Here is a 24,269-nt window from a genome sequence, read left to right as displayed (position 1 = left end):
AAGAGTCTTTGAGCGCCTTGTCTTGTTCTTTCAGCTTCTGCTCGATGTATCGAAACCGATGCTTGAATATTGATCTATCATGAGGTTTTCTAAAACATTATGAATAAATATATAAGTTTAATTTGCGTTTTTTTTTTTTTGTATTATTTAGGATGTGTTTACTAACATTAACCAAAGGAGAGTAACATATGGGATTAAAATCATTCTTTATTATAATTAGTATTGTACTTGTTCCATTGTTTTCGGTAACAAGTTTTGTTACGGATGAAGTGGATAAAAACATTGATCCTACGGTATGCATTGAAGAGGGTAGTAATGATTCAAACTGTATTACCGCTTGTTGTTATGTGATATTTAATCGTAGCTATGATGAAAATGGTAACCAAGTTTGTCAGTCAGATGGAACCACTCATTGTAGTGAATGCTGTATGCAAAATTGTGCATTACCTGGCGAAGAACTACCTCCGGGTGATAACCCATAATTTAAAAATGAGAGGCATATTTTTACATATGCCTTTCTTTTTTTTGTCATCATTTATCCATGAAAATAGTAGTAAAAATTATATTAGTACTCCTGTTAGCTCTGAGTACTGAGGTAGTCAATGCGCAAAGCATTAAGAGTACAAATGGAAATTTTGAATTAGTTCAGACTAAGGAATTTATCCTACAGGAAAATTTAAAGTTCTACAATTTCAGTATGGGTGTTTACTTTAATGCTGAAAAACTATTATTAAGTGTTAACAATCCTCCTATGGTAATCTCTTATAATTTTGAAGGGGAACAAACTAAGATATTGACCAAAGAAGGAGCTGGTCCAGGAGAATTCTTAGGACCAGGTGCGATTGCTGAAAAAGATGGAAATCTTCTAATTTGGGATGCCATGCAACTAAAGTTTGTAGAAGTATCTTCTGATGGAGAATATATAGGAGAGTATATTGGTGTTAAACGAGCCTTAGGTAAATTTTCTGTGACTAATGATAAATTAATCATTTACAGTTACGGAGGCTTGGTTGGAGGACTGATAAGTGTTTATAATATTAATGGTAGCAGGCTTGAACGGATAAAAGGCATTGATAAAATTACAGACCGACACAGCAAAATGACTGGGCTTCGTTACACAAATCCTTTTGCAGTAAGAAATAACATTGTTTATTACGGAAGAGCTGATGAGCCCAAAATATATTCTTATAATTTGAGATCTGATAAAAAAGATTCTGTTGTAATAAATGATCCAAGTTTTTCTATAAGTGAGGCAAATTTTTCTATTAGAGATAGATCTGAACAAGCTGAAGTTGATTGGCAAAATTTTATTCTTACTAATAGTAGGTTCAAAAATATATATGCTTTAGATAATTATTTGGTAGCAGAAGTTCAGAATGGAAATAACTTTGACAAAACCAGGGAAAATGTATTTCATATTTTTGACTATCAGCTAAATAAAATTGATGAAATAAAATTAGAACACAAAGATATGCTTGTGTTAGGGAGTGGGGCTAAATTTGGATATGGGAGCGAGCTACTGTTTTTAAATGATTATCCTGATATGACTAATAACAGGGGTAAATTTATACCAGGAACAGCTCAAAATTATAAAAGAGGGGAACATCACAACAAGAAGATTACAATTTTTCAATTGAGAAGAATCAACTGAGTTTTTTAGCCTCATTCCAATACGCATCCATCTCTTCTAGGGAAGAGTCTTTGAGCGCCTTGTCTTGTTCTTTCAGCTTCTGCTCAATGTATCGAAACCGATACTCGAATTTTGTATTGGTTTTACGCAGGCTGTCTTCGGCATTAAGCTCAAAATAACGACTTACATTTACCAAGGAGAAAAGCACATCCCCAAATTCATCTGAAAGTTTATCCTGATCTCCATTTTCCAGGGCTTGCCGAAATTCCTGTAACTCTTCATCCAGTTTTTCCCAGGCAAGTTTCCATTCCGGCCAGTCGAAGCCTACATTAGAGGCCTTCTCTTGCATGCGCTGTGCACGGATTAGAGCCGGGAGTTGGGCAGGTAGTCCGTCTAAAGTAGATTTTTTTCCTTCCCTAAGTTTTATGTTCTCCCAGTTTTCCGAAACCTGTTCTTCGCCATCGACAACAGTATCTCCAAATACATGAGGGTGGCGGCGAATCAGTTTTTCCATTAGGGTATAAATGACATCCCCGATATCAAACGTCTTGGTCTCGGTAGCCATTCTAGAATGAAATACCACGTGAAGAAGCAGATCTCCTAATTCTTTTTTAAACTCTCCAAAATCCCGATCATCCAGCGCTTCAATAGCTTCATAGGCTTCCTCAATGAGATTATCCTTGATGGATTCATGGGTCTGTTTGCGATCCCAGGGACATTCCTTCCTGAGAATTGCCACGAGTTCAACAAGATCTTCAAATTTCCGGCTTGGCTTCATTAGTGAAATTTTGAATTAGAAATTTTGAATTAGAAATTACCTAATTCAAAATCCAAAATTTCCAATTTCCTAGGTTTTTTTCTTCTCTTTTTTAGCGGCCGGGAACAGGATGTTATTCAGTATCAACCGGTAACCGGGACTGTTTGGATGAAGTTCGAGATCGGTGGGAGGGTCGTTTACACGATGCATGTAGTCTTCTGGATCATGGCCGGCATAAAATGTATAGGTTCCACTTCCAAAATTTCCATGCAGGTATTTAACCTGATCGCGTCCGGGTGATTCTCCTAGTACCACTACTGACGATTTCACTTTGTCTTTCTGAAAGGCTGTGGTTTGCCCATAAAATCCGCGAACGCTGCTTACATGATTTTGGGTAAGCATGGTAGGTACAGGATCCCATTTAGCTGAGAACTCAAAGAGGGTAAAGAAATCTAGAGATTGGTCGATTTGTTCGATGGCGGGAGAAACATCTATATCGGCATGTTCGTATTCGCCGGGATTGAGTATGATTTCAAAATCTTCAAATGCTAATGTTTTGCTGAAATCCAGCATTTCCTGTGCATTTGGGTCAGCAGGATCACCGTCAAATTGTTCCGGGGCAATGTCCACGCCTTCAGATGCAAGAGCAATATCAAAAGTATCGGTTCCGGAACACATTGCAAACAAAAAGCCTCCATTTCCTATATACCGTTTTACTGTTCTTGCCACCTCTTTCTTTTGTTCACTTACCGAGGAGAAACCCAATTCCTCAGCCATAGCTTCCATCTGATTCACTTGTGCTATATACCAGGGCATGCCCCTGTAACTGGCCCAAAATTTTCCGTATTGACCTGTAAAGTCCTCGTGGTGAAGATGAAGCCAATCGTATTCGCTAAGTCTTCCCTCCAGTACTTCCACATCCCATATTTTATCATATTCAACTTCCGCATAGGTTAAGGCAAGGGTTACGGCATCATCCCAGGGCACGGCTTGGTCAGGAGTGTAGACGGCTATTTTAGGAGCTTTTTCTAAATTTATTGCTGCGGTATTACTGCTGTTACTTTCTACATCTGCAACGATTTGGCGAGCTTCAGAGGCGCTCATAGTTTCAAGTGCAACATTTCGCAACCGGCTTTTTCTGATGATATCATTTTCAACTTGTGCCAGAAAACTTCCGCCCTTATAGTTAAGTAACCATTGAGCAGTATAGCCATCACTGATATGATTAAAAATGACTCCATACGCTTTTAAATGATTTGTTTGAGAAGCGTCCATTGGGATCAGCACATGCTGTTGTGCCTGAGTTACCAAAAACGGGGTAAGTATAAAGGTCAGTATTATGAGAGATCTTTTGAACATATCAGGATTTTTGCTCGGTTAAATTAGTTAAACGTTCTCGTGCATAAGGTGCGTAAAACCCTCCAGGAAATTCCAGAATCAATTGTTCGTATAAAGCTTTTGCCGAAAGGAATATCTCTGAATTTATTGCGGATCGGCTGCTGTCAGCAAAAAAGCAATCTTCGGATGTTTCACAATTGTAAGTACCCGCTTCGACATTAATTCTTTCTGCCAGCTTTGCCAGCTCCCAAAGCAATTTCTCTTTTATGGGAGTGTAAGGGGTTGTAGATAAGTAATTATCAAGCTTAATGTATTTTTCTGTTCTGTTTACATGAGAAGAACGTACATAAAATAAGAGGGCATCGTCTTTGAGAGCTAAGAAATTGGGATCTTCTACCATTGCTGAAAAAAGAGAAACACTTGCTGGACTTTCCCCATTCCTGTACTTGAATACGGCATCTGCAAACTTAGATAAATTTGTACCTGTGGTGTCTATTGAAAGTCCTTCTTGTAACCAAAGGCGAAGTTGAAGGGCGTCATTTGCGTAATAAGAAGTATTATTTCGCCCAAGAGATTTAAGCTGAATGGTGGAAAATTCATAGTCGCCGGAATAGAAGTCAGTGAGGGCAAGAAAATAACGCGTTTTCTCAGCCATTTCCCCAATCTCAGCCTGTTTATTAGCTCTTGTAAAACTTATACGAGCCTGAGGGTATTCTTTCTTTGCAAGGTTAATACGGCCTTCCAGATAAGGGATCTCAGGCGATTCATTTGAGCCGGGGATGGATTTAAGTTTTTGTAATGAATTTTCAGCTTTTTCTAGATCAAAAACATGGTCAAGGGCTAGTTCGGCCCTTTTAAGATATACATTATTCATCCTGCTGTAACTGCTGGTTTCTGTTTCAATAGAATCGAGCATAACGATAGCAAGTTTATACAGGCTGTCTCGCTGATCGCTGAAGTCAAGATTATAGTCATCTATATATTTAGCCCAAACAGAGTAGGTATTCGATAACTCTTCGAGTCCACGCCATTTGATCTCCCCAAAAGCTTTATCTGTGTAATAAGTGAAAGCCTCTTCTGCCAATTTAAACTCATTATTATTGACAAGCTGCCGGCCCAGATTAAACAGGGAATAATTAAATGAATTAGATCTGTTTTCGTACTCCTTGGCTACAGCAAAAGCGCGCCGGTATAATTTGTTTTCCTGAAGCAGCCAGATCTGAAGCTCATAGAAAGTGTGATACAAGGGATTGGAAAGAGAAATGCCGGATAAACGATCATTTAGTTCAACGATCGTGATGTCATAAAGAATAGGATCATTATATCTCAACAGGCTTCGCTGTATGAAGGAAATTTGATTAGGTGAATCTTCGAGCAGGGCAAGCCATTCGTTGATAGCAAGTTCATATTCACCGGCTTGCATATAAGCATTGGCTATATCAGAAAAAAAGATTCTGTTATTTTGAAATTTGTTACGGGCTTGTTTATAAATATCGACAGCCGCAAGATACTCGCGGCGATTGACCATTACACGTGCTGTGGTGATGTACAGCTGAAGTTGGTTTTCATTTGCATTTAAGTTTTCCTGCCATATTTCCAGTGCTTTTTCTTTTTGATCTTTGTAATGATAAAGCTCTCCAATGCGAATCTGAACCTGGCCATTAACTTCGGGATCATCCTCATAATTGTTCGCGAGCGAAATGGCTTCATCATATTGTTTGAGCTGAATAAGGCAATCGATCAATCGGTCAGCATAAATATAAATACCCGGATTATCTTCGTTCAGCTCTTTAAGCAAAGGAAGTGCTTCGGAATATTTTTGCTGCTGCATTAGATGGCCGGCCATCTGAAACTGGGGATTATTCTGAGCCACTACACTTGCTGAAAGGAATATTGAGAGTAGAAAGGAAAAAATTAACTGCTTCAAAATCATAATTTCTTAGTCATTAAACTCATGTCAGGCATAAATTTTTTTAATTCTCTATAAAACCTGTTGAGGGGAAATCCTACTACGTTATAGTAATCACCCTCAATTCTTTCTACAAATAAAGCTCCCAGATCGTCTTGGATACCGTAAGCACCGGCCTTATCCAATGGGCTTCCGGATTTTATATATGCATTTATATCCTGAGGTTCTAACGCACTGAACGTTACTTTTGTTTGCTCATAAAAAGTATGTTTAGCTGTTATTTGTCTGTTTTTATCAGTTTTTACAAAAGCTACCCCGGTGTAAACGTCGTGGGTAGAATTACTGAGTGTGGACAGGAGTCTGGCTGCATCTTCACCATTCTCAGGTTTGCCAATAATTTCATTGTTATGCACAACTATAGTGTCTGCTCCAATAATAAAAGCATCCGAAAAATTTGAGCTGACGTCACTGGCTTTTAAAAGAGCTAATTCTTCAACTAATAATACAGGATCTCGCTGTGAACTGATCTCCTCAGCGTTACTGGGGAATACTTGAAACGAAAGGCCTATTTGGTCTAGCAGCTTTTTCCTGCGGGGACTTTGAGAAGCCAGAATAATTTGTGGCATGTGCTATTTTGTACTTTTGGGTTTAGCAGATAATTAAATAACTTTGCATAGCGTTTCAATCAAAATTATACTAAAGTTAATCAAAACAACATGGCAAAAGTAAAACGTAATGCGACAGACGATCAACCTATGTTTTTTTCTGCTTATAATTACAAAATGATCGGGATAGCCATTCTTCTGATCGTAGTTGGTTTTACGGCCATGTACCTTGAAAATGAAGTAAATGGGTTTATTTCATTATTTGTCTCTCCAATCGTAATAATGGCAGGGTATATTCTAGTTGTTTTTGCGATCATGAAACATGATCGTGAAGAAGAACCGAATGCAGCATCAAACTAAGAAGTGCTTGATCGCTGGGTAAATATCTTCTTTTCTTTGGCTCTGGTTTTTGTGTTTATTTTATATGCCGATGCAGAAACTCACAAACAGATCTTCATTGGAATTCTGCTCGCCTTTTCATTCTCAGTTTTCGCCTTTATTGTTAATTGGCTGACTATTGATGGGGCTATTGCTGCCGGAATTTTTGGTGGTATTGCTTATGGGATAGGGGGAGTGATAGGTGCCGCAATAGTTTTAGGATTTTTTATTTCAGGATCTATTTTGTCAAAAAATCTTATTACAAAAGAAGGGTTTTTAGAAAAAAAATTCAGAAGAAACGCAAAGCAGGTTTGGGCTAATGGGTTTTGGTTCATACTGTGGCTTTTGATCTGGTTCTTAACAGAAATAGATGCATTTTTAATTGCTGCGGTTACTTCCATGGCAATGGCAACAGCTGATACCTGGGCTACGGAAATCGGAGAAAAAAGGTATAAAGGAAGAACAAGGCTCCTGAGTACCTGGGAAAAAGTACCTCCCGGAACAGATGGCGGCGTCAGTGTTATAGGTACATTTGCTGCTTTACTTGGAGGTGCCTTTATTAGCGGAGTATTCTGGGCATTCAATTCCGAAAATAGCAGCACTTCAACTTTACTGATAATTTCTTCAGTTGGATTTTTGGGTTGTTTCGTGGATTCGTACATTGGCGCACGATTTCAAAATCAGCGATATGATAATTCTGTTCTTTCTTTATTTGGAATACAGAATTTTTATGTTAGCAACAATTTTGTGAACTGGATCTCGGCTGGAATAGCCTCCTTAATAAGCTTAGTATTAATCTTAATTATTGGCACATGAAGAAATGGTATAGAAAGTTACATTGGCAAATTATCATCGGATTGATCTTAGGTTTGGTCTGGGGACTGGTGGCAAATCTTGTCGGACTTAATGAATTTACGACCGACTATATCAAGCCGATAGGTACCATATTTATAAAATTACTGGTTTTAATAGCGGTTCCTTTGGTGTTAGTGTCGTTGGTAACAGGTGTAACAAGCCTCAATGATACGGCTCAGCTTTCCCGAATGGGAGGTAAAACAGTAGCTATTTATGCAATAACAACCGTTTTGGCTATTAGCATCGGGTTGGCAACGGTAAACATTATGAAGCCGGGAAAATCGCTTCCGGTGGAGACACGAGAGCAGTTACAAGCCACTTACAGTGAATCACTGGAAGGCAGAGATGAGGCTGCCATGGAAGTCATGGATCGTGGACCTCTGGATTTTTTCGTCGACATTGTACCTGAGAACTTCTTCAGTGCCGCTTCCGATAACTCGAATATGCTGCAGGTGGTATTTGTTGCCATTCTGCTAGGCATCGGAATCATCCAGATCGGTGGGAAAAAAGCTGAAACACTCACCAATTTCTTTGATGCTTTTAACGATGTGATCATCAGGATCGTAGAGCTTATTATGCTCACGGCTCCCTATGGTGTATTTGCCTTGATGGCCTCATTATTAATTGACCTGGCTGGTGATGATCTGGGCAAAGCTTTGGAGTTACTGTATGCACTGGGCTGGTATTGCCTGGCTGTTTTAATTGGTTTGACCATTCATGTATTTGTAGTGTATACTACTTTATTTAAGGCGACCAGCAACATGAAACTGAGTACTTTCTTTAGAGCCATTCAGCCGGCTATGTTGTTAGGGTTTAGTACCAGTTCAAGTGCGGCTACACTTCCCGTAACCATGGAGCGTGTAGAAAAAAATCTGGGAGTTGAGGATGAAGTTGCAAGTTTCGTACTGCCGATCGGTGCAACAGTCAACATGGATGGAACGAGCTTGTATCAAGCTGTAGCGGCTGTGTTCATTGCCCAGGCTTTGGGAATGGATCTAACGCTAGTACAACAACTTACGATCGTGGTAACTGCCACAGCAGCTTCTATTGGCGCAGCAGGAGTACCCGGCGCCGGAATAATCATGCTTGTAATTGTTTTAGAGTCAGTACAGGTGCCGACAGCGGGAATTGCTTTGATACTGGGAGTTGACAGGATTCTAGATATGTTCCGAACTATGGTAAATATTACGGGAGACGCCGCAGTATCCGTTGCAGTTGCTTCTTCTGAAGGATTGTTGGGTGATGCACATCTGGATGATTAGAATTTTAAAAATCCGGAAATTTTACATGCCTTTATGCCTGAAAATATGTTAATTGTAGTGAACGTACATAGATGTAACACAGGTGCCTATGGCTCAAAAGTTACTATCCTCAACACTTACTAAAACACTACATATCGCCCTTTTTCTATTGATTGCCATGTTTGGCCTTCAGGCTTATGGTCAGTCTGTATTGCTTCCGGGTGATGTAGTAGTGGTGTCAGTTGATACTGATACGCCTTCAATCGATTTTATTCCGCTTATCGATATTGAAAGAGGAACAACTATTTTTTTCTCTGATGGGCGATGGAATGATAGTTTAGAAGTTTTGAATGGAAATGAGATCAAATTTACCTTTGAGGAATCAATTACTGCAGGAACTAGTCTTCATATAGATAATGCCGGTGGATTAAACTTTGAAAGGGGAGCACATCATTTGTTCGTATATCAAAAGGAACAAAAAGCTCATCGGTTTATTTTTGGGATGGGTTGGGGAAAAGGAAATATATGGAATACAAAAGATGGATCTGATATTCCTTTAAGCTTGAAAGAAAACCCTGGAACGATATTGACGCTCGGGGAAGAACCCAATCAACAATACTACATCAGGAATGGAGCCAGTGGCACAAGGAGCATGTTGCTTTCATTTGTTGGAGAGCCCTTAAACTGGAGGGGAAATGAAGGGAACTCATTTCAAATTTTTGGAACATCCTTTAATTTGATGAAATCTCCGGTAGTTCAATTTAAGAATAGCATCTCATCGGTCAGTGAAAGTGATTCAGTAGCCATTTTAAATATAGCTATTTATGAACATGATGGGGCACGGGCTTCTGTAGATGTTGTTTTTGACTCGCTTCGAAGTATTGCTTCTCCCGACCATTTTTCTGGTTTCGATTCAAAAACAATTAATTTCACAGGACTGATTGGTGATTACAATTATCAGATGAAAATTCCTATTTCCGCTAATAATAATAGCTATGATGGCTTTAAAGCAGGGATATTTAAACTTCAAAACCTCACTTATGGTGATTTTGGAGATTTTTCATCACATAATTTAATTATTGAAGACGATGAACAGCCGGAGATCTTTATTTCAAAAGTATCAAATGGTGCCGATAGAGCCGGTTCTGTCGAAATTAAAAATTCCGAACAAGCTTTAGTATCCATTGAAGGTTGGACCTTGTCAGCTAAAGATCTCGTTTTTAAATTTGATTCTGATGCCGTATTGATGCCTGGTGAGTCGATCCAATGGTTTGATACTGCTGAACTCCCTTCCGCAACAGTAAATGAACATGTAGTTTCCTCAAATTTAAAGAAAAGACTTTTGGATAATGGGGGGGGTATACTAACCCTTAAAAATTCTGATGGAAAAATAATCCACCAAGTCAGTTACTCTAAGATAAGGAGTGCAGAAAGTGGTCAAACCAAAAATGCTGAATTATTTGTCAATAATTATACTGATATGGGGGCAGAAGAAGTTTCAGGGAACTTGAACAAGAATGTCACAACAGCAATGGGATTAGTCAATTCCGGCTGGAGAGTGTTGCCAAATTGGAGTGATATCAAAGAGGAGTTTTCAGATAAAGATTTCTATACATGGAATGAAAAGCAGCAATCCTTCCAAAAGCTTAATGAAAACTCAACTGTTGATGAAACTAATAGCGTTATTTTTGGGCATTTTGAAGAAAATGAAATTGAGCAATTAACTAATCGGACCGAACAACTTCTGAAAAAGCAAGCCTCGGATGATAACCTGACTTTTACAGTCTCAGGAACAGATAGAAATGAAAATCAGGTTTTGGATGGCTTAGAAGGGTTAAATCTTGTCTATAATACCCTGGATAAAGGCATTAGGATAGAAAACTTCCTTAACGTTGCAAAATCGGAATATCCCGAACTTCCTCTTGGTTCTGCTATTTATGAGATCAATCAAAGTGCTTCAGGCGAATTGAACTTCAGGCAATTAGAAAATGATCAAATTATTCCTCCAAAAACTTCTTTTTGGGTGATGCTTGAATATCCGTATGCAAAAACGAAGCTGAGTTTGGGAAAAGATGAGTTTAATGATGGTATTGATCTCAGTAATAACCTTTCAAATAAAGAGGATATTGATGGGGTATTAGAATTAACCCTTCAATCCGGGGCTCAGGAAGAAGTTGTAAAGGTGAACTTTTCTGATGAAAAAGTATTGACTCGTTCAAAAGATCTAAGTTCTTATCCTGAATTATTTTTACCGGATCAATCATTTTTGAATTTTTCTTTTAAACAAGGGAGTGATTACTACGATCTGATAACACTTTCCTCAGAATCAGAACAACGAATAGAGCTTCCGATACATTTCAGCAGTTCTGAAAGTGGACAGATCACTTTTTCGGTTACAGAGTGGGATCAGCTGCCGGCTGATTGGGAAGTAATACTTCAGGATCTTAAAACAAATAAAGAATATACTTTAAGAAGAGATTTCTCAGTCACCCTGGAGCACGTTTTCACTACATCTAAGGTGAATAAAGAAATAAGAGAAATATTTTCAGTTGACCAAAACAGGGATGAGGAACGTTTTGCTGTAACCCTGGTCCCACCACAGTCAAAGGCAGTCAAGGATGAAACGATAACAGATAAACCCAGAGAATTGGAGCTTCATCAGAATTATCCGAATCCTTTTAACCCTGTAACCACAATTTCATTTTATCTGCCACAGCCGGAGGATGTAAAGCTTTCTGTATTTAATATTGTAGGACAACCGGTAGCTGTTATTGTGGAGGGGACTCTTTCAGCAGGACAAAAACAATTTGAATGGGATGCCACAGATAAGCCAAGTGGTATGTATATTTATCAATTGGAAGTCGGTAAAACTATTATGACTCGAAAAATGACATTAGTCAAATAATGAACATATTTCGAATCATAACAGTTATTTATAATAGAACTCATAATCAAAAAAAGGATTTTACTTAAAACCTATCATGCAGTTTAAAACAATTCAAGGTGTAGAAGTACCCGAAATAGGACTTGGTACACACCGATTAATTGGCAGAGAAGGAGAAAATACCATAAAGCTGGCGCTTAATCTCGGCTACAGACATATTGATACCGCACAAAGTTATAAGAATGAAAGAGAGGTAGGGGAGGCTATCAAGAGATCTCATGTTGATCGAGAGGAAATTTTTCTTACCTCCAAGATCTGGCATACACATCTTGAGAAAGAAGATGTACTTAAAGTTGCCGAAAACTCCCTCCGTGAACTCGACACTCCCTATCTAGACCTTTTGCTCATACATTGGCCTAATCCCGATGTAGATATTGAAAAGACCATGGAGGCATTTCTCTCCTTACGTGATCAAGGCAAGGCGTTGAATATTGGTGTTGCCAACTTTCCATTGAAATTACTGAAGGAACTTAACGAGGAGCTTGCTGCCCCCATATTTTGTAATCAGGTCGAATACCATCCTTTCCTGAGTCAGTTGGATCTGTTGGATTACGCAGCAGAACAGGATCTGCTTTTCACCGCTTATTCACCGCTGGCTCAGGCCAAAGTGAATGAGGATCCGTTGCTTAAGGAACTGGGTGAAAAGTATGGCAAATCTCCATTTCAGATCGCCCTTCGCTGGTTGATTGAACAGGAGCAGGTGGTGGCCATTCCAAAAGCCTCATCCGAGGAACATCTCAGGGAAAACATCGATGTATACGATTTTGTCTTAGAAGATGATGATTTCTATGCCATTGATGATATTGATAAATCAATCCGATTGGTCGATCCTGATTTTGCACCTGAATGGGATAATTGATCGTAATATAAACCTGAATTATATCGGCATTCAGCTAAGGTCAAAACTTTATCGTTTCGGTTTTAAGCTGATGCTGGTATAGCTTAGGCCTATCAAGCTGTTAAGAAATTATCCGGTGCTAATTTCAGCTAAGGCTATTGTATCCCCATCTTGATTTTTAAGCTGGTGCAGGTTAGTTCCGGATTGTTTTGAAAATTCTGATGTAATTATATCTCCGGCCAGGCTTTCCTGCATAAACATGATATCTATATTTTTGATCAGGTAGGCCTTATCTTCATCATAGGTTTCCATCAGGCACTCTACCAGGCGGGCATTATTCACGTGCTCGTTCATATCCAGATCTGATTTACGAACCACAAACTTTTTTTGAATATCTGCTTCTTCAAAAGATCTGGGACGATCTGATTTTATGGGCATCACATGTTTAATATCCGAAAGACGCATATCGAGCACCTCTTTGGGCATCCGGGTTGGACGACGGGTTTTTAAGTTGATCATCATCCAATAACTCAGGCAAGCTCCAATTTGATTGTTTTCTTCATCCAAAATCCGGTAATCACGATAAGCTCTTAATGCATCACCCGCAGCCGGCCAGGTCTCTATGGTGATGGTTTCACGCCAGTTTGGGTAGCGTTCAATTTTGATATCCATGCGGTGCAAAACCCAGGTCAGGCCTTGTTCATGGAGCTGTGTTATATCAAAGTTAAGTTTCCGGGCATGATTACCCGCTACTTCCTGGAAAAGGGAACAGAGTGCGGGTAAAGTAGCCTTTCCATGCTTGTCAACTTCGCTCGCACGGATCTTAAATGATTCGGAATGTTTGGTGATGTCTTCTTTCATGGCAATTTGAATTTGGCAACAGAATACACGCTTAATGCCGAAAGGCCAAATAAAAGTCCAACAGCTTTTACACTATGCTATGTACATTTCTAATGTGCAATTATCATTACTGACTGAGTGTTGCCTCTTTCATTACTTCGGAAAACAGTTTATGTGATTTCAGCCGCTCCTGATGATCAAAGATATACGAAGCCACCATCACCTCATTTACTCCGGTTTGCTCAATAAATGAATTCAACTCTTTGCTGATTTTCTCTTTATCACCCACAAAAGAATACGCCAACATCTGCTTCAGCGCCATTTGGTGCTGTAAGGGAATAACCTTGTTAATATCATCAACCGGTGGTGGAAGAGGGGTACGCTCTCCGGTTATTACTCCAACAAACATTTGCTTGGTTGAGGTGGATAGATAATGGGCCTGTTCCGTTGTATCGGCAGCTATCACATTAATACCGGCCATGATATAGGGCTCACCTAACTGTTTGGATGGTTGGAATTCTTGCCTGTAAATTCGGATAGCATCTATAAGCTGCAGTGGGGCAAAGTGACTGGCAAATGCATACGGCAATCCGAGTTTAGCCGCCAGATGCGCGCTGTCGGTGCTGGAACCTAATATCCATATTGGAATTTCAGTTCCTTCTCCTGGAAAAGCTCTGACTTTTCCTTCATTTTCTTTGGAAAGGTATTTCTGGAGCTGCGCTACATTATCCGGGAAATTATACACTTCCTGCATTCGGTTTGGACGAATGGCGTGTGCCGTAGTTTGATCCGTTCCCGGAGCCCGGCCTAAGCCGAGATCAATCCGTTCGGGATACATAGTTTCCAGCGTACCAAAATGCTCTGCTATGATGTACGGAGAATGATTAGGCAACATGATGCCACCGGAGCCAATTCTGATCTTTGATGTAGCCTCGGCCATGTGTCCCAAAAGTACGGAAGTGGCCGAACTTGCAATATGCTCCATGTTGTGATGCTCAGCCATCCAAAATCGGCTATAGCCCAGTTCTTCCACATACACCGCCAGCTCACGGCTGCGCTCAATGGCTTCCTTGGGATTACTTCCTTCGGTTACTACCGCCAGATCTAAAACAGAATAAGGTATCATGTGCATAACTCTTTAATTAAAAGACTTCATTTTTTCCTTAAACCATGTCTTTGTATTCACTCCAATGAAGTACATAGAAGGAACAAGAAATAGGGTGAGGAAAGTTGCAAAACCGAGGCCATAGATAATGGTCCATGCTAACGGTCCCCAGAAAGAAGCATTGTCACCACCGAAATACAGATTCGGCTCAAAGCTCGCAAACAATCCATAAAAGTCAATGTTTAGCCCGATAGCCAGCGGGATCAATCCAAGAATGGTTGATGCGGCTGTCAGTATCACCGGATTCAAACGAACGGCTCCTCCTTCAATTACGGCTTCCTTCAGGTCGGCACCTTCCTTCCTGAGAATATCGATATAGTCAATAAGTATAATTCCGTTTTTCACAACAATTCCGGCTACGGCAATAATCCCCATCCCGGTCAGTACCACTGAGATATCCATCCCAAAGGTTGAGAAACCGATGAATACACCGATCAAGCTGAACAGCACCTGCGACATGATGATCAAGGGTTTACCGATCGAGTTAAATTGAGATACAAGGATCAGAAAGATCAACCCAACGGCAGCCAACAGTGCTATCATAAGGAATTGACCTGTTTCAGCCTGTTCCTCTTGCTCTCCGGTGAGGGAGATCTCATAACCTTGTGGTACTTCAAAATCCTGTAATGCTTCCCGGATCTGAGTGTTGATCTCATTGGCATTGTAGCCGGTCAACACGTTTGATGAGAGCGTCGCAACACGCTCCAGATCAATGCGATTGATGGCTCCGTAGCTTGAGGTCAATTGAGGTGTTGCCACTGCTGAGATCGGGATATTTCCGGTTGGAGTCGGAACCGTCATATTCATCAGGTCGGTGATGTTAGAACGATCCTTTTCAAGAAGTCGCAAGGTCACGTCATATTCGTCTTCATCTTCACGGAAGGTAGAGATAGGCTCTCCCAGTAATGCTGTACGAATGATGCTTCCAACTTGTACATTACTGATGCCATAGCTGTTGGCTTTTTCATTGTTGATATCAATGATGATCTCAGGATTATTCACCTGAAGATCTGAACGCAGCTCTTCAATTCCCTCAATATCCTGATCCTGAATGAAGCTTTTGAATTCCTCAGTCAGTGCAATGATCTCACCGAATTCCTCTCCGGAAATTTCGATGTTTATGGGATTTCCCGTAGAGGGGCCTGATTGCTCTTTTTCAACCGTAATGGTGGTTCCGGGAATATCCTGGACATTATCACGGATTTGGTTGAGGATTTTTTGAGTAGAGACTCCGTTTCGGTTTTGGTAATCAACAAACTCAACACTCACCTTACTTTTGGTAGGAGTAGGGGTGGGATCAATGCTGTTAGGAGGATTGGCTCCGATCGCTACGTTGGAGATCACGGATTTCACAACTGGGTTATCCCTGCCGATCACTTCATACACCCGGTCTTCCAGGATCTTGTTCACCCGATTGGTTTCATCAAGATCGGTACCGGCCGGCATTTCGTTATAGACATATACAAAATTCGGTTCGTTTTCAGGAAAGAAAACGACTTTTGGTGACACAATTCCCAATAGAAAAATACTGAAGATGAGGAATACAAAAGTTCCGCCAAGTACAAACCAGGGGCGAAGTCCAACAAGGATCCACTGGATGGTATCATGGTACAATGACTGAATTTTTGGCAATGTTGTTTGATTGAATTTGCGGATCAAAGGCTTCAGGATAAATCGCTCAATTAACCAAAGCAGATAAAGGAAAACCAGCAAGTTGGCAACGAACATGCCACCAGTGAGGTAGAAGACCATTGCAAGTACACCGACTACAGCTGAAGCGATCCAAAGAAAGGTTTGGTCACGCTTTTTCTCTTCATTAACATGCTTTTCATCTTCGCTCATAAATGAAACCGCGAATACGGGGTTCATAACCAGGGCCACAACCAAAGAAGCGACCAGGGTTAAGATCAGCGTAATCGGTAAGTAGATCATGAACTTCCCGATAATGCCTCCCCAGAAAAGAAGAGGTACAAAAGGGGCTATGGTTGTTAAAGTACCTGTGATGACAGGAAGAGCGATTTCTCCGGCTGCTTTTTTGGCTGCCTCTGTTTTACTGAGCTCCCCTTTAGTCACGTGCCTGTAGATATTTTCAACGATCACGATGGCATTATCCACTACAATTCCCAATCCAAGGATCAGGGCAAAAAGCACAACCATATTGATGGAGAAATCAATGCTGGGCATCACAGAAAATGCGATCAGGGAAGATAAGGGAATAGCTAATCCCACAAATACCGCATTCTGTACTCCCATAATAAACATCAATACTATAACTACAAAGAAGAACCCAAGAATAACGGTATTGAACAGGTTAGAAACACTGTCTTTGGTATCCTGGGACTGATCTCCGGTTATGGTGATATTGAGGTTGTCCGGAAATTGAGTTTCATGCAGCTCCTGAACAATAGCCATAGCTGCTTCAGAAGTCTCGATGAGATTTCCACCGCTTTTCTTTTTCACATTCAGGGTGATAACAGGCTCGCCATTCAGGCTCGCATAACTTTCGCGGTCGGCAAAGTCATCTTCTATCATGGCAATGTCTTTCAAATAAACTTCATCGCCCTGTACATTCTGTATGATCAGGTTTTCAAGATCATCAGCTTCCTCAATTTCCCCATCAACCCGAACGGAACGTTCCATGGAACCCATATCTAGCTGGCCGGCAGATACAGTCATATTTTTGTTGGCAACAGCCGTACGGATATCTTTAAAGGTGATTCCCACAGACTGCATTTTGTGAAGATCCACATTTACCTGAATTTCACGTTCAAGTGCACCCACGATCTCAACCTCATTTATATCAGGGAGGCTTTCGATTTCATCCTGAATTTCATCGGCAAACCCTTTCAGTTCAACCAGGTCAAAATTTCCGGAGAGGTTAATGTTTAAGATGGGTTGGTCGTCGAGGTTGAAGTCGTTGACCAGTGGCTCTTGCGTAAGTTGTGTAGGAAGTTCGGCACGGGCCTTTTCAACGGCATCGTTTACTTCCTGTTGAGCTACCAGCTTGTCTTTACTGGTAAGGAATTCTACGGTGATGATGGATGTAGCCTGCTTAGAAACACTGGTGATCTGATCAATTCCGTCAATCCCTTTAAGCTCCTGCTCAATGGGCCGGGTGATGACATTCTCAATATCCGCAGGGGAAGCTCCCGCATAAATAGTGACCACATTGAAGATGGGGATTTCTACTTCAGGAAAACTTTCTTTCGGCAGGGTGATATAGGAATAAATACCAATGATAGTGATCAGCACCGTCAGCAGATATACGCTGGTTCGGTTATTGATCGCCAAACTTGAAATCTTAAATTCTTTGAAATTCATTTATTTACTCTCTTACTATTAATTTTCTTCCTGAATAGAGATGGGCTGACCATCGGCCAGATCTGTATAGCCGTCGGTGATAAGAAGATCCCCGGCGTTCAATCCTTCCTCTATGACAAGGTCATTATTGTAGCTTTGAGATGGGATCACTTCCTTACGGGAAGCAATCCATCCGGCGTCCGTTTCCTCGGCGACATATACATACGAAATTTGGTTGGCGTTCTGAACGGTATTGGAAGGCACTACAATTTGGTCACGAAGAGTAAGGTCGTTGATCTTCACGCTGGCCATCATGTTTGGGCGAATATTCCCACTATTATTTGGGATATTAATTTCCACAACAAAGGTTCGGTTGGAAGGATTGATAGCCTTACTCACCACATCCAATTTTTTCGAAATCACTTCATCCAGGCTTGAAAAGCTTATATCAACACTGTCCGATTGATCCACACGCAATATGTAGGCTTCTGATACGGATGCTATCACTTTCAGAGCTTCGGAATTGCTAATCTGAAATACCGGAGCATTTGGTCCCACGGTTTCACCCACTTTCAGGTTAACCTGATCTACCGTTCCGGAAATGGTTGCGCGGATCGTGTAATCCTCATACTGCTCAGTAAGGGTTGCTAATTGATTTTTAGCGGACTCGTACTGTGTTTTGGCCTGAAGAAATTCCACCTCAGAACCAATGTTTTGTTCACGCAGATTCTGCTGTCGTTCAAATAAGGTCTTTGCCAGTTCAAGCTGAGTTTCCACTTCTGTGATCTGACTTCGGGTGATCTCGCCATCAAGTCGGGCAAGTACATCACCTTTTTGTACATTATCGCCTGTACGTATCTGGATCTCTTCTACCGTAGCCGTAGTTTTTGGACTGATCATGATGGTTTTATCGGATTCCACATCTCCCTGAACACTTACATAATGACGGAAATCAGAAGGTTGTAATTTTTGTATGTAAACCGGTGTAGCAGCTTGCTGAGGTTCGTTGGCTTCATCTTCATTCTGCCCGCCATTACCGCAGGCCGAAATAAATAAAACCAGTGCTAATAAAGTTATGTGAAATTTCATTGTTGTTAAGTCCATGTTATTTGAGTTCGATATTTTCTTTGATTTCCTGAATGTCAGTTTCCACAAAAGGTACTTGACCGATGGCCTGATCATATTGAGCTTTGGCAATTAAGTAACTTGCAACCATTTGGGCATAATTATTTTCGGCTTGCCGTAGTTGAAGTTCGGCATCGGTCACTTCTTGCTGAGAACCCACTCCGTTTTGGTAGCGAGCTAAAGCACGCTCATAGCCTCTTTTAGCCTGATTTATAGCCTTAATGAGGGCATCATTATTCTGCATGGCTTCTCGAACACCTTGTTTTGCTGAATAGATCTCCTTGTTGGCGGTCTGTTCTGCCTGATACATTTGCAGCTCGGTATCTTTGATCTGGATTTTGGCTTGCTGAACGGCTGCATCCCGGCTGAATCCCTGAAAGATGGGAACCTGAACTCCGACCATCAGAGTTTGCGATCGTGCCCTGGTATTTTTAGTTCCAAAAAATTGCGGGTTACCGGCTTGCGCCGCTGACCACTGCAAATTGTAGGACGCCGTAATATTGGGCAGGTATAAGCTGCGTTGTGCATCCAGTTGCTTACCCTGAAGGCGTCTCTGGACATCAAGAATGCGAAGATCGCCCCGAAGGTCCATGGCTTGTTCTGTAAGCGCAGAATCTTTCTGTAATTGGAGCGGGGTTAATTGATCAACAGTTTTCAATGCCTCATTTTCTTCTATGTCAGTTTCGTTACCATAGATATTGAATTCACTTAGATCTCCTTTGATATCCAGCGAAAGTTGAACGGGAAGCCCCATTACATCAAGCAGATCTTTCAGAGCATTTCTGATCGCAAATTCTGCGCTTGTAAGTTGTGGCTTAAGGTTACTGAGCTGTACTTCCAGCTGGAGAACTGCATAGTCATCGGTAAAGCCTTGTTCGTATCGTTTTTTGGTATCCTCTAGGTTATTCTCAAGCCGTTCGATCTGTGCCTGAATGAGACTATACTGTTCTTTGGCGACCAAAGCCTGGTAATAGGTGATGCGGGTTTGAGTAACGATACCCTGAGAAGTTGCTCTTAGATTTTCAGATTGGGCCGCTCTGTAAAGTTCCGAACTGCTGATCCCTACAAATGCCTGTCCGCTGAAGAGGGTCTGTGAAAAAGTAAAACCACCTTGCCAATTATTATCCGTTCCAAAAGCAACGGGGATCAAGGCATCGGGGTCGCCATTGGGGTTGAATATAATTTCAGGTAAAAAATTTACCGGTACCTCAAGGCTTCGGGTATAGTTGGCTGAAGCAGAAATATCAGGCATCACGTTACTCCAAGCTGTCCGGATCTGCTGGTTGGCATCCCGAATCGATAACAGTGATCGCTTCATTTGGGTGTTATTGGCCAATGCTATCTGTATAGCTTGCTTCAGGTCAATAGTTTGAGCAGGCAGGGGATCTTCAGGCTGTGCATGTATGGCAGAGGGGAGTACACTAAAACTAAAGATCAGCATTAGCATCCCCCTAAGCATATTAGACCGGATGAATATTGAATTCATATCGTTCAAAAATGTTTGAGTTAAAAGTTTAAGGTGGGTTATTTTCATGTAACAGATCGTATTATTCGCTGTAGTTAAATTGTGTGTGCAGGAACTGTTCCATCAATCCTTCAAGGGTGATTTCATGTTCAGTTAAGATCTGAGCTCCTTTGGTATTGGCATTGATAATGCAGAACTGCAGCATTCCCTGCATCTGAATAGCTATCTGTAAAGCCAGAATTTTAGGGCTCTGTTTATTCTTAATGCTTCCATCCTGATTACCGATCTGTATGGCTCTGACTATCAGCATCAGTAGTTCATTTTCGAGATCAGTACAATCTTCAATAACTGAATGCTCCTCAGGTTTATCCTTACTGATCTGTTCAAAAAGCAGCATGGCCTTCGTGAAGGTTGCATTATCCTGAATGAGGTCCAGAAAAGTGAGTACCATATCTTTAACCAGCATTGCGCCCGGCATATCTTGCTGAATGGATTTTAAAAACTGCTCATGCAAAAAAACTAACGCCTTCTTTTTAATAGCTTGGTATAAGGTGGCTTTATCATTGTAGTATAGATAAAGAGTACCCTTGCTGAGTTCTGCTCTGGAAGCAATTTCATCCATCGTGATTTGTTCAAATCCCTGCTCTTCGATCAGGGTGATCGTTGCGTCTAGAATTTGATCTTTTCGACGCTTCTTTTCGCGCTCTTTTCGTTCTTTGGTGCTCATCTAATAACTCTCGGTCATAAGTTGACTGACTATCAATTCTATTGTTCAGTAAGTTTAATAATTAGTAAACAAAATAAACAACATATAGTTTCTTTATATCTGGGAATGTTCGGCAGTGATTTGGAAGCAGAGAAAAGAGTTAAAAGACGACTAAAATCTCAGAAAAGCGGTTTCACAAAAGAGGTTTATTTTTTGAAATATGAATGAAGATTCAGTTTAACAAAATTTTAATAAACTCTCGGTCAGTTAATGTGCGTGCAATTGATCAGAGATCGTGATCAGCTTTGTATTTTTTGATGAGGTTTTCAGATTGTTCTGCAAGAAATCGGTGGAAATCGTTGGCTTTTTCCAGACGTTTGGAATCGGTGTCCTTTTCTTTACTTAGGAATTCCAAACCTTTGGACGTGATCTCCTCAAGATCTAAAGCAAGTCGTAATTGTTTCTGCATAAAATCTATGACAGACCCTTCTTTCAGTTTGAAATAGATCTGCCGCTCTCCTTTGATGCGTACTTTCTCAATAAGTCCGCGCTCGAGCAGCATACGTGTAACGTTACTTACGGATGCTTTACTGATATCCAGGTTTTCCATCAGATTGGGAAATGATTGATGGGGCGGATCACAGATAAGCAGCCATCCCAGTATCTGCCCATAAATACGAGGATGCCCCAGCTCTTCGATCTTAAGACTGAAGGCTTCAACAAAATCTGATTTGCTGTTATAGCTGCTTGGGGACATGGGTTTTTATTGAATAGAATTTAGTTTACTCAATACTAAACAAATCTATTCACTAAAACGACTTCAATTTTTGAAAGTCTGCTTTTGTTTAATCCTAAGGTGAGAATAAACTATCGGGCACTATGCAATATCCTTGTTCCCCAAATTCGAATATCATCCAGTATTACATAAATGGAGGGCAGTACAAGAAGGGTTACAATGGTCGAGAATGTCTGAATATCTCTTAACCGACCACGCCATTAGAGGTGAAACTGGTACTTACAGGCCTTAATGGATATCATGAGAACGTAACATCTACGGTGGGGAAACTATGTGCCCTTGACAATGTCCTTTTTAAAGATGTTATGCTCACAGTTTGCCAGATTTTGCACACCTCAACCGTATAAACAGAAGCGGTAGTGTGACGACAATATAAGCCACTATAAAACCTTTCATATCAAAAGCACTCACAAGCAGGCACCATAAAGACATCCAGAGCAGTGAGGCACTAGCCAAAAGTAATGTCCTCTTATTCGTACGTTTTCTAACCATGCTGATATTGAGAAATAGAATCAGAAATGCGAAGACACCGAAAAAAGAAGCAAGCATCAGCTCTTCGCTATCAGGCGCAACACCAAAGATAGGTGCAATTAGTAAACTACTTAACGTGAGCATCCCTATGAATATCAATAAGTGCAGTATCAATATAATAGCATCAATCATGAGGGCTTTACTGCTTATTTTTATCTTTTTTCAAGCATAACGGCCTGCGGTTTAACCGGCTTGGCCTTTTTGGCTGGTAATGTAATTAAAATTGGAAATATCTTTTAGCCCACGAATTTTAAAAGGGCAAACAGTGGCCAAGTCCGCGTTGAAACCGTTGTTATAACCCGCTTTACTCTTTTAATAATTCCCAAAAACCTCGAGGCGAAATAATCTTTAGTTGTGGTACATTGTTTGAAATGACTAATAAATCTTTATCCCCGGTTACTAATATGTCAGCTTTTGCCCTCAATGCTGATTCCAACACCCAACGATCATCTTGATCTCTTACTTTTACATCAGAAGGTTTGTCAGGAATGGGTTCTATTTGGTGCTTTCGAAGAAATGATAGTGTTTTGGAAGCTTTATTCTGTGGAACATTGAGTTTTTTAATCAATACCCGTTCCAATTCATTTAAAACAATTTCTCCAGTTATTAATTGATGGTCTGCAAGAATAACTTCCAGAAGGTCTGCACATAATCCTCTTGCGGTGAAAGCACTTACTAAAACATTGGTGTCAGCAAAAATTTTCATAATACACTCCAGGCTGAGGATTGGGCGAGGAGATACATAGTGCTATTGGGCTGCACCGTGAGACTATAAAAATCAAATTTAAAATTCTCACGAAACTTCACGAAAAACATCTTCATCGGTGAGCCATCCTTGTGCTTCACCATAGGGTAAGAGTTGTTTACGAAGCTCTTGAAAAGACTCAATTGATAATTGCCGTTTTAAAGCTTGACGGACCAATTCGCTTTTTGAACGTCCGGATTTCTTCGATGATTCTTCAAGAAGCTGTTCCAGTTCTTTGTCAATTCGAATGGTTAGAGTTGTATCCATGAATGTAGGTTTATGATTGTTGTTTTACAATGTAACACAACTCTAACGGTAGGGCAACTTATTTATTTGGAAAGGGCTATAACGGCCTGCCGCATAACCGGCTTGGCCTTATTGGCAGGTAATGTAATTAAAACTCGGAATTTCTATAAGCCCACGAATTTTGAACCGGCAAAGAGCTGGCCAAGATCGGCGGGCATATGCTCAGCAAGGGGACGAAGAGTACCAAGGATTTAAAGGCAGGATGACCAAGTTCACCACCCAAAACTACTGGCCACAACCCATAAGCCCGAACGCATAACAGAGCGGCTGCCCGGCTGGGCAGTCAGGCTCGCACCGTTTGATTGGGAAGCTTTCAGTTCGGCTTCAGATCTGGGATCGTTCCGAGGGATTGGAACGGTTCTGCTCAGAGTGGCAGAAATAAGCCCGCAAAGATGTTTGGACGCCGGTAGCGTCAATGAAGATCTCTTAACCGACCACGCCATTAGAGGTGGAACTGATACTTACAGGCCTTAATGGATATCACGAGAACGTAACATCTACGGTAGGGAAACTATGTGCCCTTGACAATGTCCTTTTTAAAGATGTTATGTGCCAGACTTAGATATTGTCAGAAAGATCTAAATCTGAAGGGTCTTCCCGTAACTCTTCAGAATATTTAGAAAGCTTCTGATTACTAAGGTCCAACAAGTAACTTAGATCAGCCGCACGATAACAGATTTGTACTACAAGCTTTTCGATATCCTTATCACTTTCGAGACCTTCATTCAATGCGTGACGTATCGAATGCCGCACTCCTCGACGAAAAGACTCGGCAGGAGAGGGAGCATCGATAAT

21 protein-coding genes are annotated in these 24,269 nt (G+C 40.8%); 7 read left to right on the top strand and 14 right to left on the bottom strand.

Features of this window, described 5'->3' with window-relative positions; all coding sequences use genetic code 11:
* Positions 1-188: 188 nt before the first annotated feature.
* Both VFM80_RS10400 and VFM80_RS10395 read left to right on the top strand, forming a co-directional pair.
* A complete protein-coding gene (locus VFM80_RS10400) occupies positions 189-482 on the top strand; it encodes a hypothetical protein (protein WP_395071762.1) in 294 nt (97 codons plus the stop codon).
* 59 nt (positions 483-541) lie between these two features.
* Positions 542-1,651 (top strand): hypothetical protein, encoded by a 1,110-nt coding sequence (locus VFM80_RS10395; protein WP_395071761.1) that lies wholly within the window; start codon positions 542-544, stop codon positions 1,649-1,651.
* Here the strand turns inward: VFM80_RS10395 and mazG are convergent.
* The 4 genes from mazG to VFM80_RS10375 all read right to left on the bottom strand — a co-directional run bounded on the left by mazG (position 1,644) and on the right by VFM80_RS10375 (position 6,260).
* Entirely contained in the window at positions 1,644-2,408 is a 765-nt protein-coding gene (gene mazG / locus VFM80_RS10390) for a nucleoside triphosphate pyrophosphohydrolase (protein WP_395071760.1), read from the bottom strand. The genes VFM80_RS10395 and mazG overlap by 8 nt on opposite strands.
* 69 nt (positions 2,409-2,477) lie before the next feature.
* A complete protein-coding gene (locus VFM80_RS10385) occupies positions 2,478-3,746 on the bottom strand; it encodes an asparagine synthetase B (protein WP_395071759.1) in 1,269 nt (422 codons plus the stop codon).
* A gap of 1 nt (position 3,747) precedes the next feature.
* Positions 3,748-5,652: a tetratricopeptide repeat protein gene (locus VFM80_RS10380; protein ID WP_395071758.1), complete on the bottom strand. Its 1,905-nt coding sequence runs from the start codon at positions 5,650-5,652 to the stop codon at positions 3,748-3,750.
* Positions 5,653-5,654: 2 nt separating this feature from the next.
* A complete protein-coding gene (locus tag VFM80_RS10375; protein WP_395071757.1) occupies positions 5,655-6,260 on the bottom strand; it encodes a Maf family protein in 606 nt (201 codons plus the stop codon).
* 90 nt (positions 6,261-6,350) lie between these two features.
* Between VFM80_RS10375 and VFM80_RS10370 the strand changes: the two genes are divergently transcribed.
* From VFM80_RS10370 to VFM80_RS10350, 5 genes are all read left to right on the top strand, one after another.
* On the top strand, positions 6,351-6,599 hold the full coding sequence (locus VFM80_RS10370; protein ID WP_395071756.1) for a hypothetical protein: 249 nt from the start codon (positions 6,351-6,353) through the stop codon (positions 6,597-6,599).
* Positions 6,600-6,602: 3 nt separating this feature from the next.
* Complete coding sequence (locus VFM80_RS10365) at positions 6,603-7,433, top strand: DUF92 domain-containing protein (protein ID WP_395071755.1); 831 nt, start codon at positions 6,603-6,605, stop codon at positions 7,431-7,433.
* Entirely contained in the window at positions 7,430-8,734 is a 1,305-nt protein-coding gene (locus VFM80_RS10360) for a dicarboxylate/amino acid:cation symporter (RefSeq protein ID WP_395071754.1), read from the top strand. The genes VFM80_RS10365 and VFM80_RS10360 overlap by 4 nt, the downstream gene beginning before the upstream one ends.
* Positions 8,735-8,822: 88 nt before the next feature.
* Positions 8,823-11,618 carry a T9SS type A sorting domain-containing protein gene (locus VFM80_RS10355; protein ID WP_395071753.1) on the top strand — a complete coding sequence of 932 codons (2,796 nt, stop codon included), beginning with the start codon at positions 8,823-8,825 and terminating at the stop codon, positions 11,616-11,618.
* A gap of 76 nt (positions 11,619-11,694) precedes the next feature.
* A complete protein-coding gene (locus VFM80_RS10350; protein ID WP_395071752.1) occupies positions 11,695-12,516 on the top strand; it encodes an aldo/keto reductase in 822 nt (273 codons plus the stop codon).
* Between the two features lie 108 nt (positions 12,517-12,624).
* On the opposite strand, the gene VFM80_RS10345 is transcribed toward VFM80_RS10350, so the two are convergent.
* The 10 genes from VFM80_RS10345 to VFM80_RS10300 form a co-directional block, all read right to left on the bottom strand.
* Complete coding sequence (locus VFM80_RS10345; RefSeq protein WP_395071751.1) at positions 12,625-13,356, bottom strand: acyl-[acyl-carrier-protein] thioesterase; 732 nt, start codon at positions 13,354-13,356, stop codon at positions 12,625-12,627.
* Positions 13,357-13,462: 106 nt separating this feature from the next.
* On the bottom strand, positions 13,463-14,461 hold the full coding sequence (locus VFM80_RS10340) for an LLM class flavin-dependent oxidoreductase (protein WP_395071763.1): 999 nt from the start codon (positions 14,459-14,461) through the stop codon (positions 13,463-13,465).
* A gap of 12 nt (positions 14,462-14,473) precedes the next feature.
* Positions 14,474-17,821, bottom strand: coding sequence for an efflux RND transporter permease subunit (locus tag VFM80_RS10335; protein WP_395071750.1), 3,348 nt, complete (start codon positions 17,819-17,821; stop codon positions 14,474-14,476).
* Between the two features lie 18 nt (positions 17,822-17,839).
* Entirely contained in the window at positions 17,840-18,889 is a 1,050-nt protein-coding gene (locus VFM80_RS10330; RefSeq protein ID WP_395071749.1) for an efflux RND transporter periplasmic adaptor subunit, read from the bottom strand.
* Between the two features lie 16 nt (positions 18,890-18,905).
* Positions 18,906-20,411 carry a TolC family protein gene (locus VFM80_RS10325; protein WP_395071748.1) on the bottom strand — a complete coding sequence of 502 codons (1,506 nt, stop codon included), beginning with the start codon at positions 20,409-20,411 and terminating at the stop codon, positions 18,906-18,908.
* 61 nt (positions 20,412-20,472) lie between these two features.
* The gene (locus VFM80_RS10320; RefSeq protein ID WP_395071747.1) at positions 20,473-21,117 is read right to left on the bottom strand and encodes a TetR/AcrR family transcriptional regulator; all 645 of its coding nucleotides are present in this window, start codon (positions 21,115-21,117) and stop codon (positions 20,473-20,475) included.
* 265 nt (positions 21,118-21,382) lie between these two features.
* Positions 21,383-21,853, bottom strand: coding sequence for a GbsR/MarR family transcriptional regulator (locus VFM80_RS10315; protein WP_395071746.1), 471 nt, complete (start codon positions 21,851-21,853; stop codon positions 21,383-21,385).
* 874 nt (positions 21,854-22,727) lie between these two features.
* Positions 22,728-23,129, bottom strand: coding sequence for a putative toxin-antitoxin system toxin component, PIN family (locus VFM80_RS10310; protein WP_395071745.1), 402 nt, complete (start codon positions 23,127-23,129; stop codon positions 22,728-22,730).
* Positions 23,130-23,216: 87 nt separating this feature from the next.
* Complete coding sequence (locus VFM80_RS10305) at positions 23,217-23,435, bottom strand: ribbon-helix-helix protein, CopG family (RefSeq protein WP_349353153.1); 219 nt, start codon at positions 23,433-23,435, stop codon at positions 23,217-23,219.
* A 597-nt stretch (positions 23,436-24,032) separates the two neighbouring features.
* Positions 24,033-24,269, bottom strand: a 237-nt coding sequence (locus VFM80_RS10300) for a hypothetical protein (protein ID WP_395071744.1), incomplete at its 5' end; no start/stop codon positions are given.

The organism is Gracilimonas sp., assembly GCF_035704785.1.
Lineage (GTDB): Bacteria > Bacteroidota > Rhodothermia > Balneolales > Balneolaceae > Gracilimonas.
Note: the sequence above shows the minus strand (reverse complement) of the source record. Positions and strands in the feature narration are given on the sequence as shown.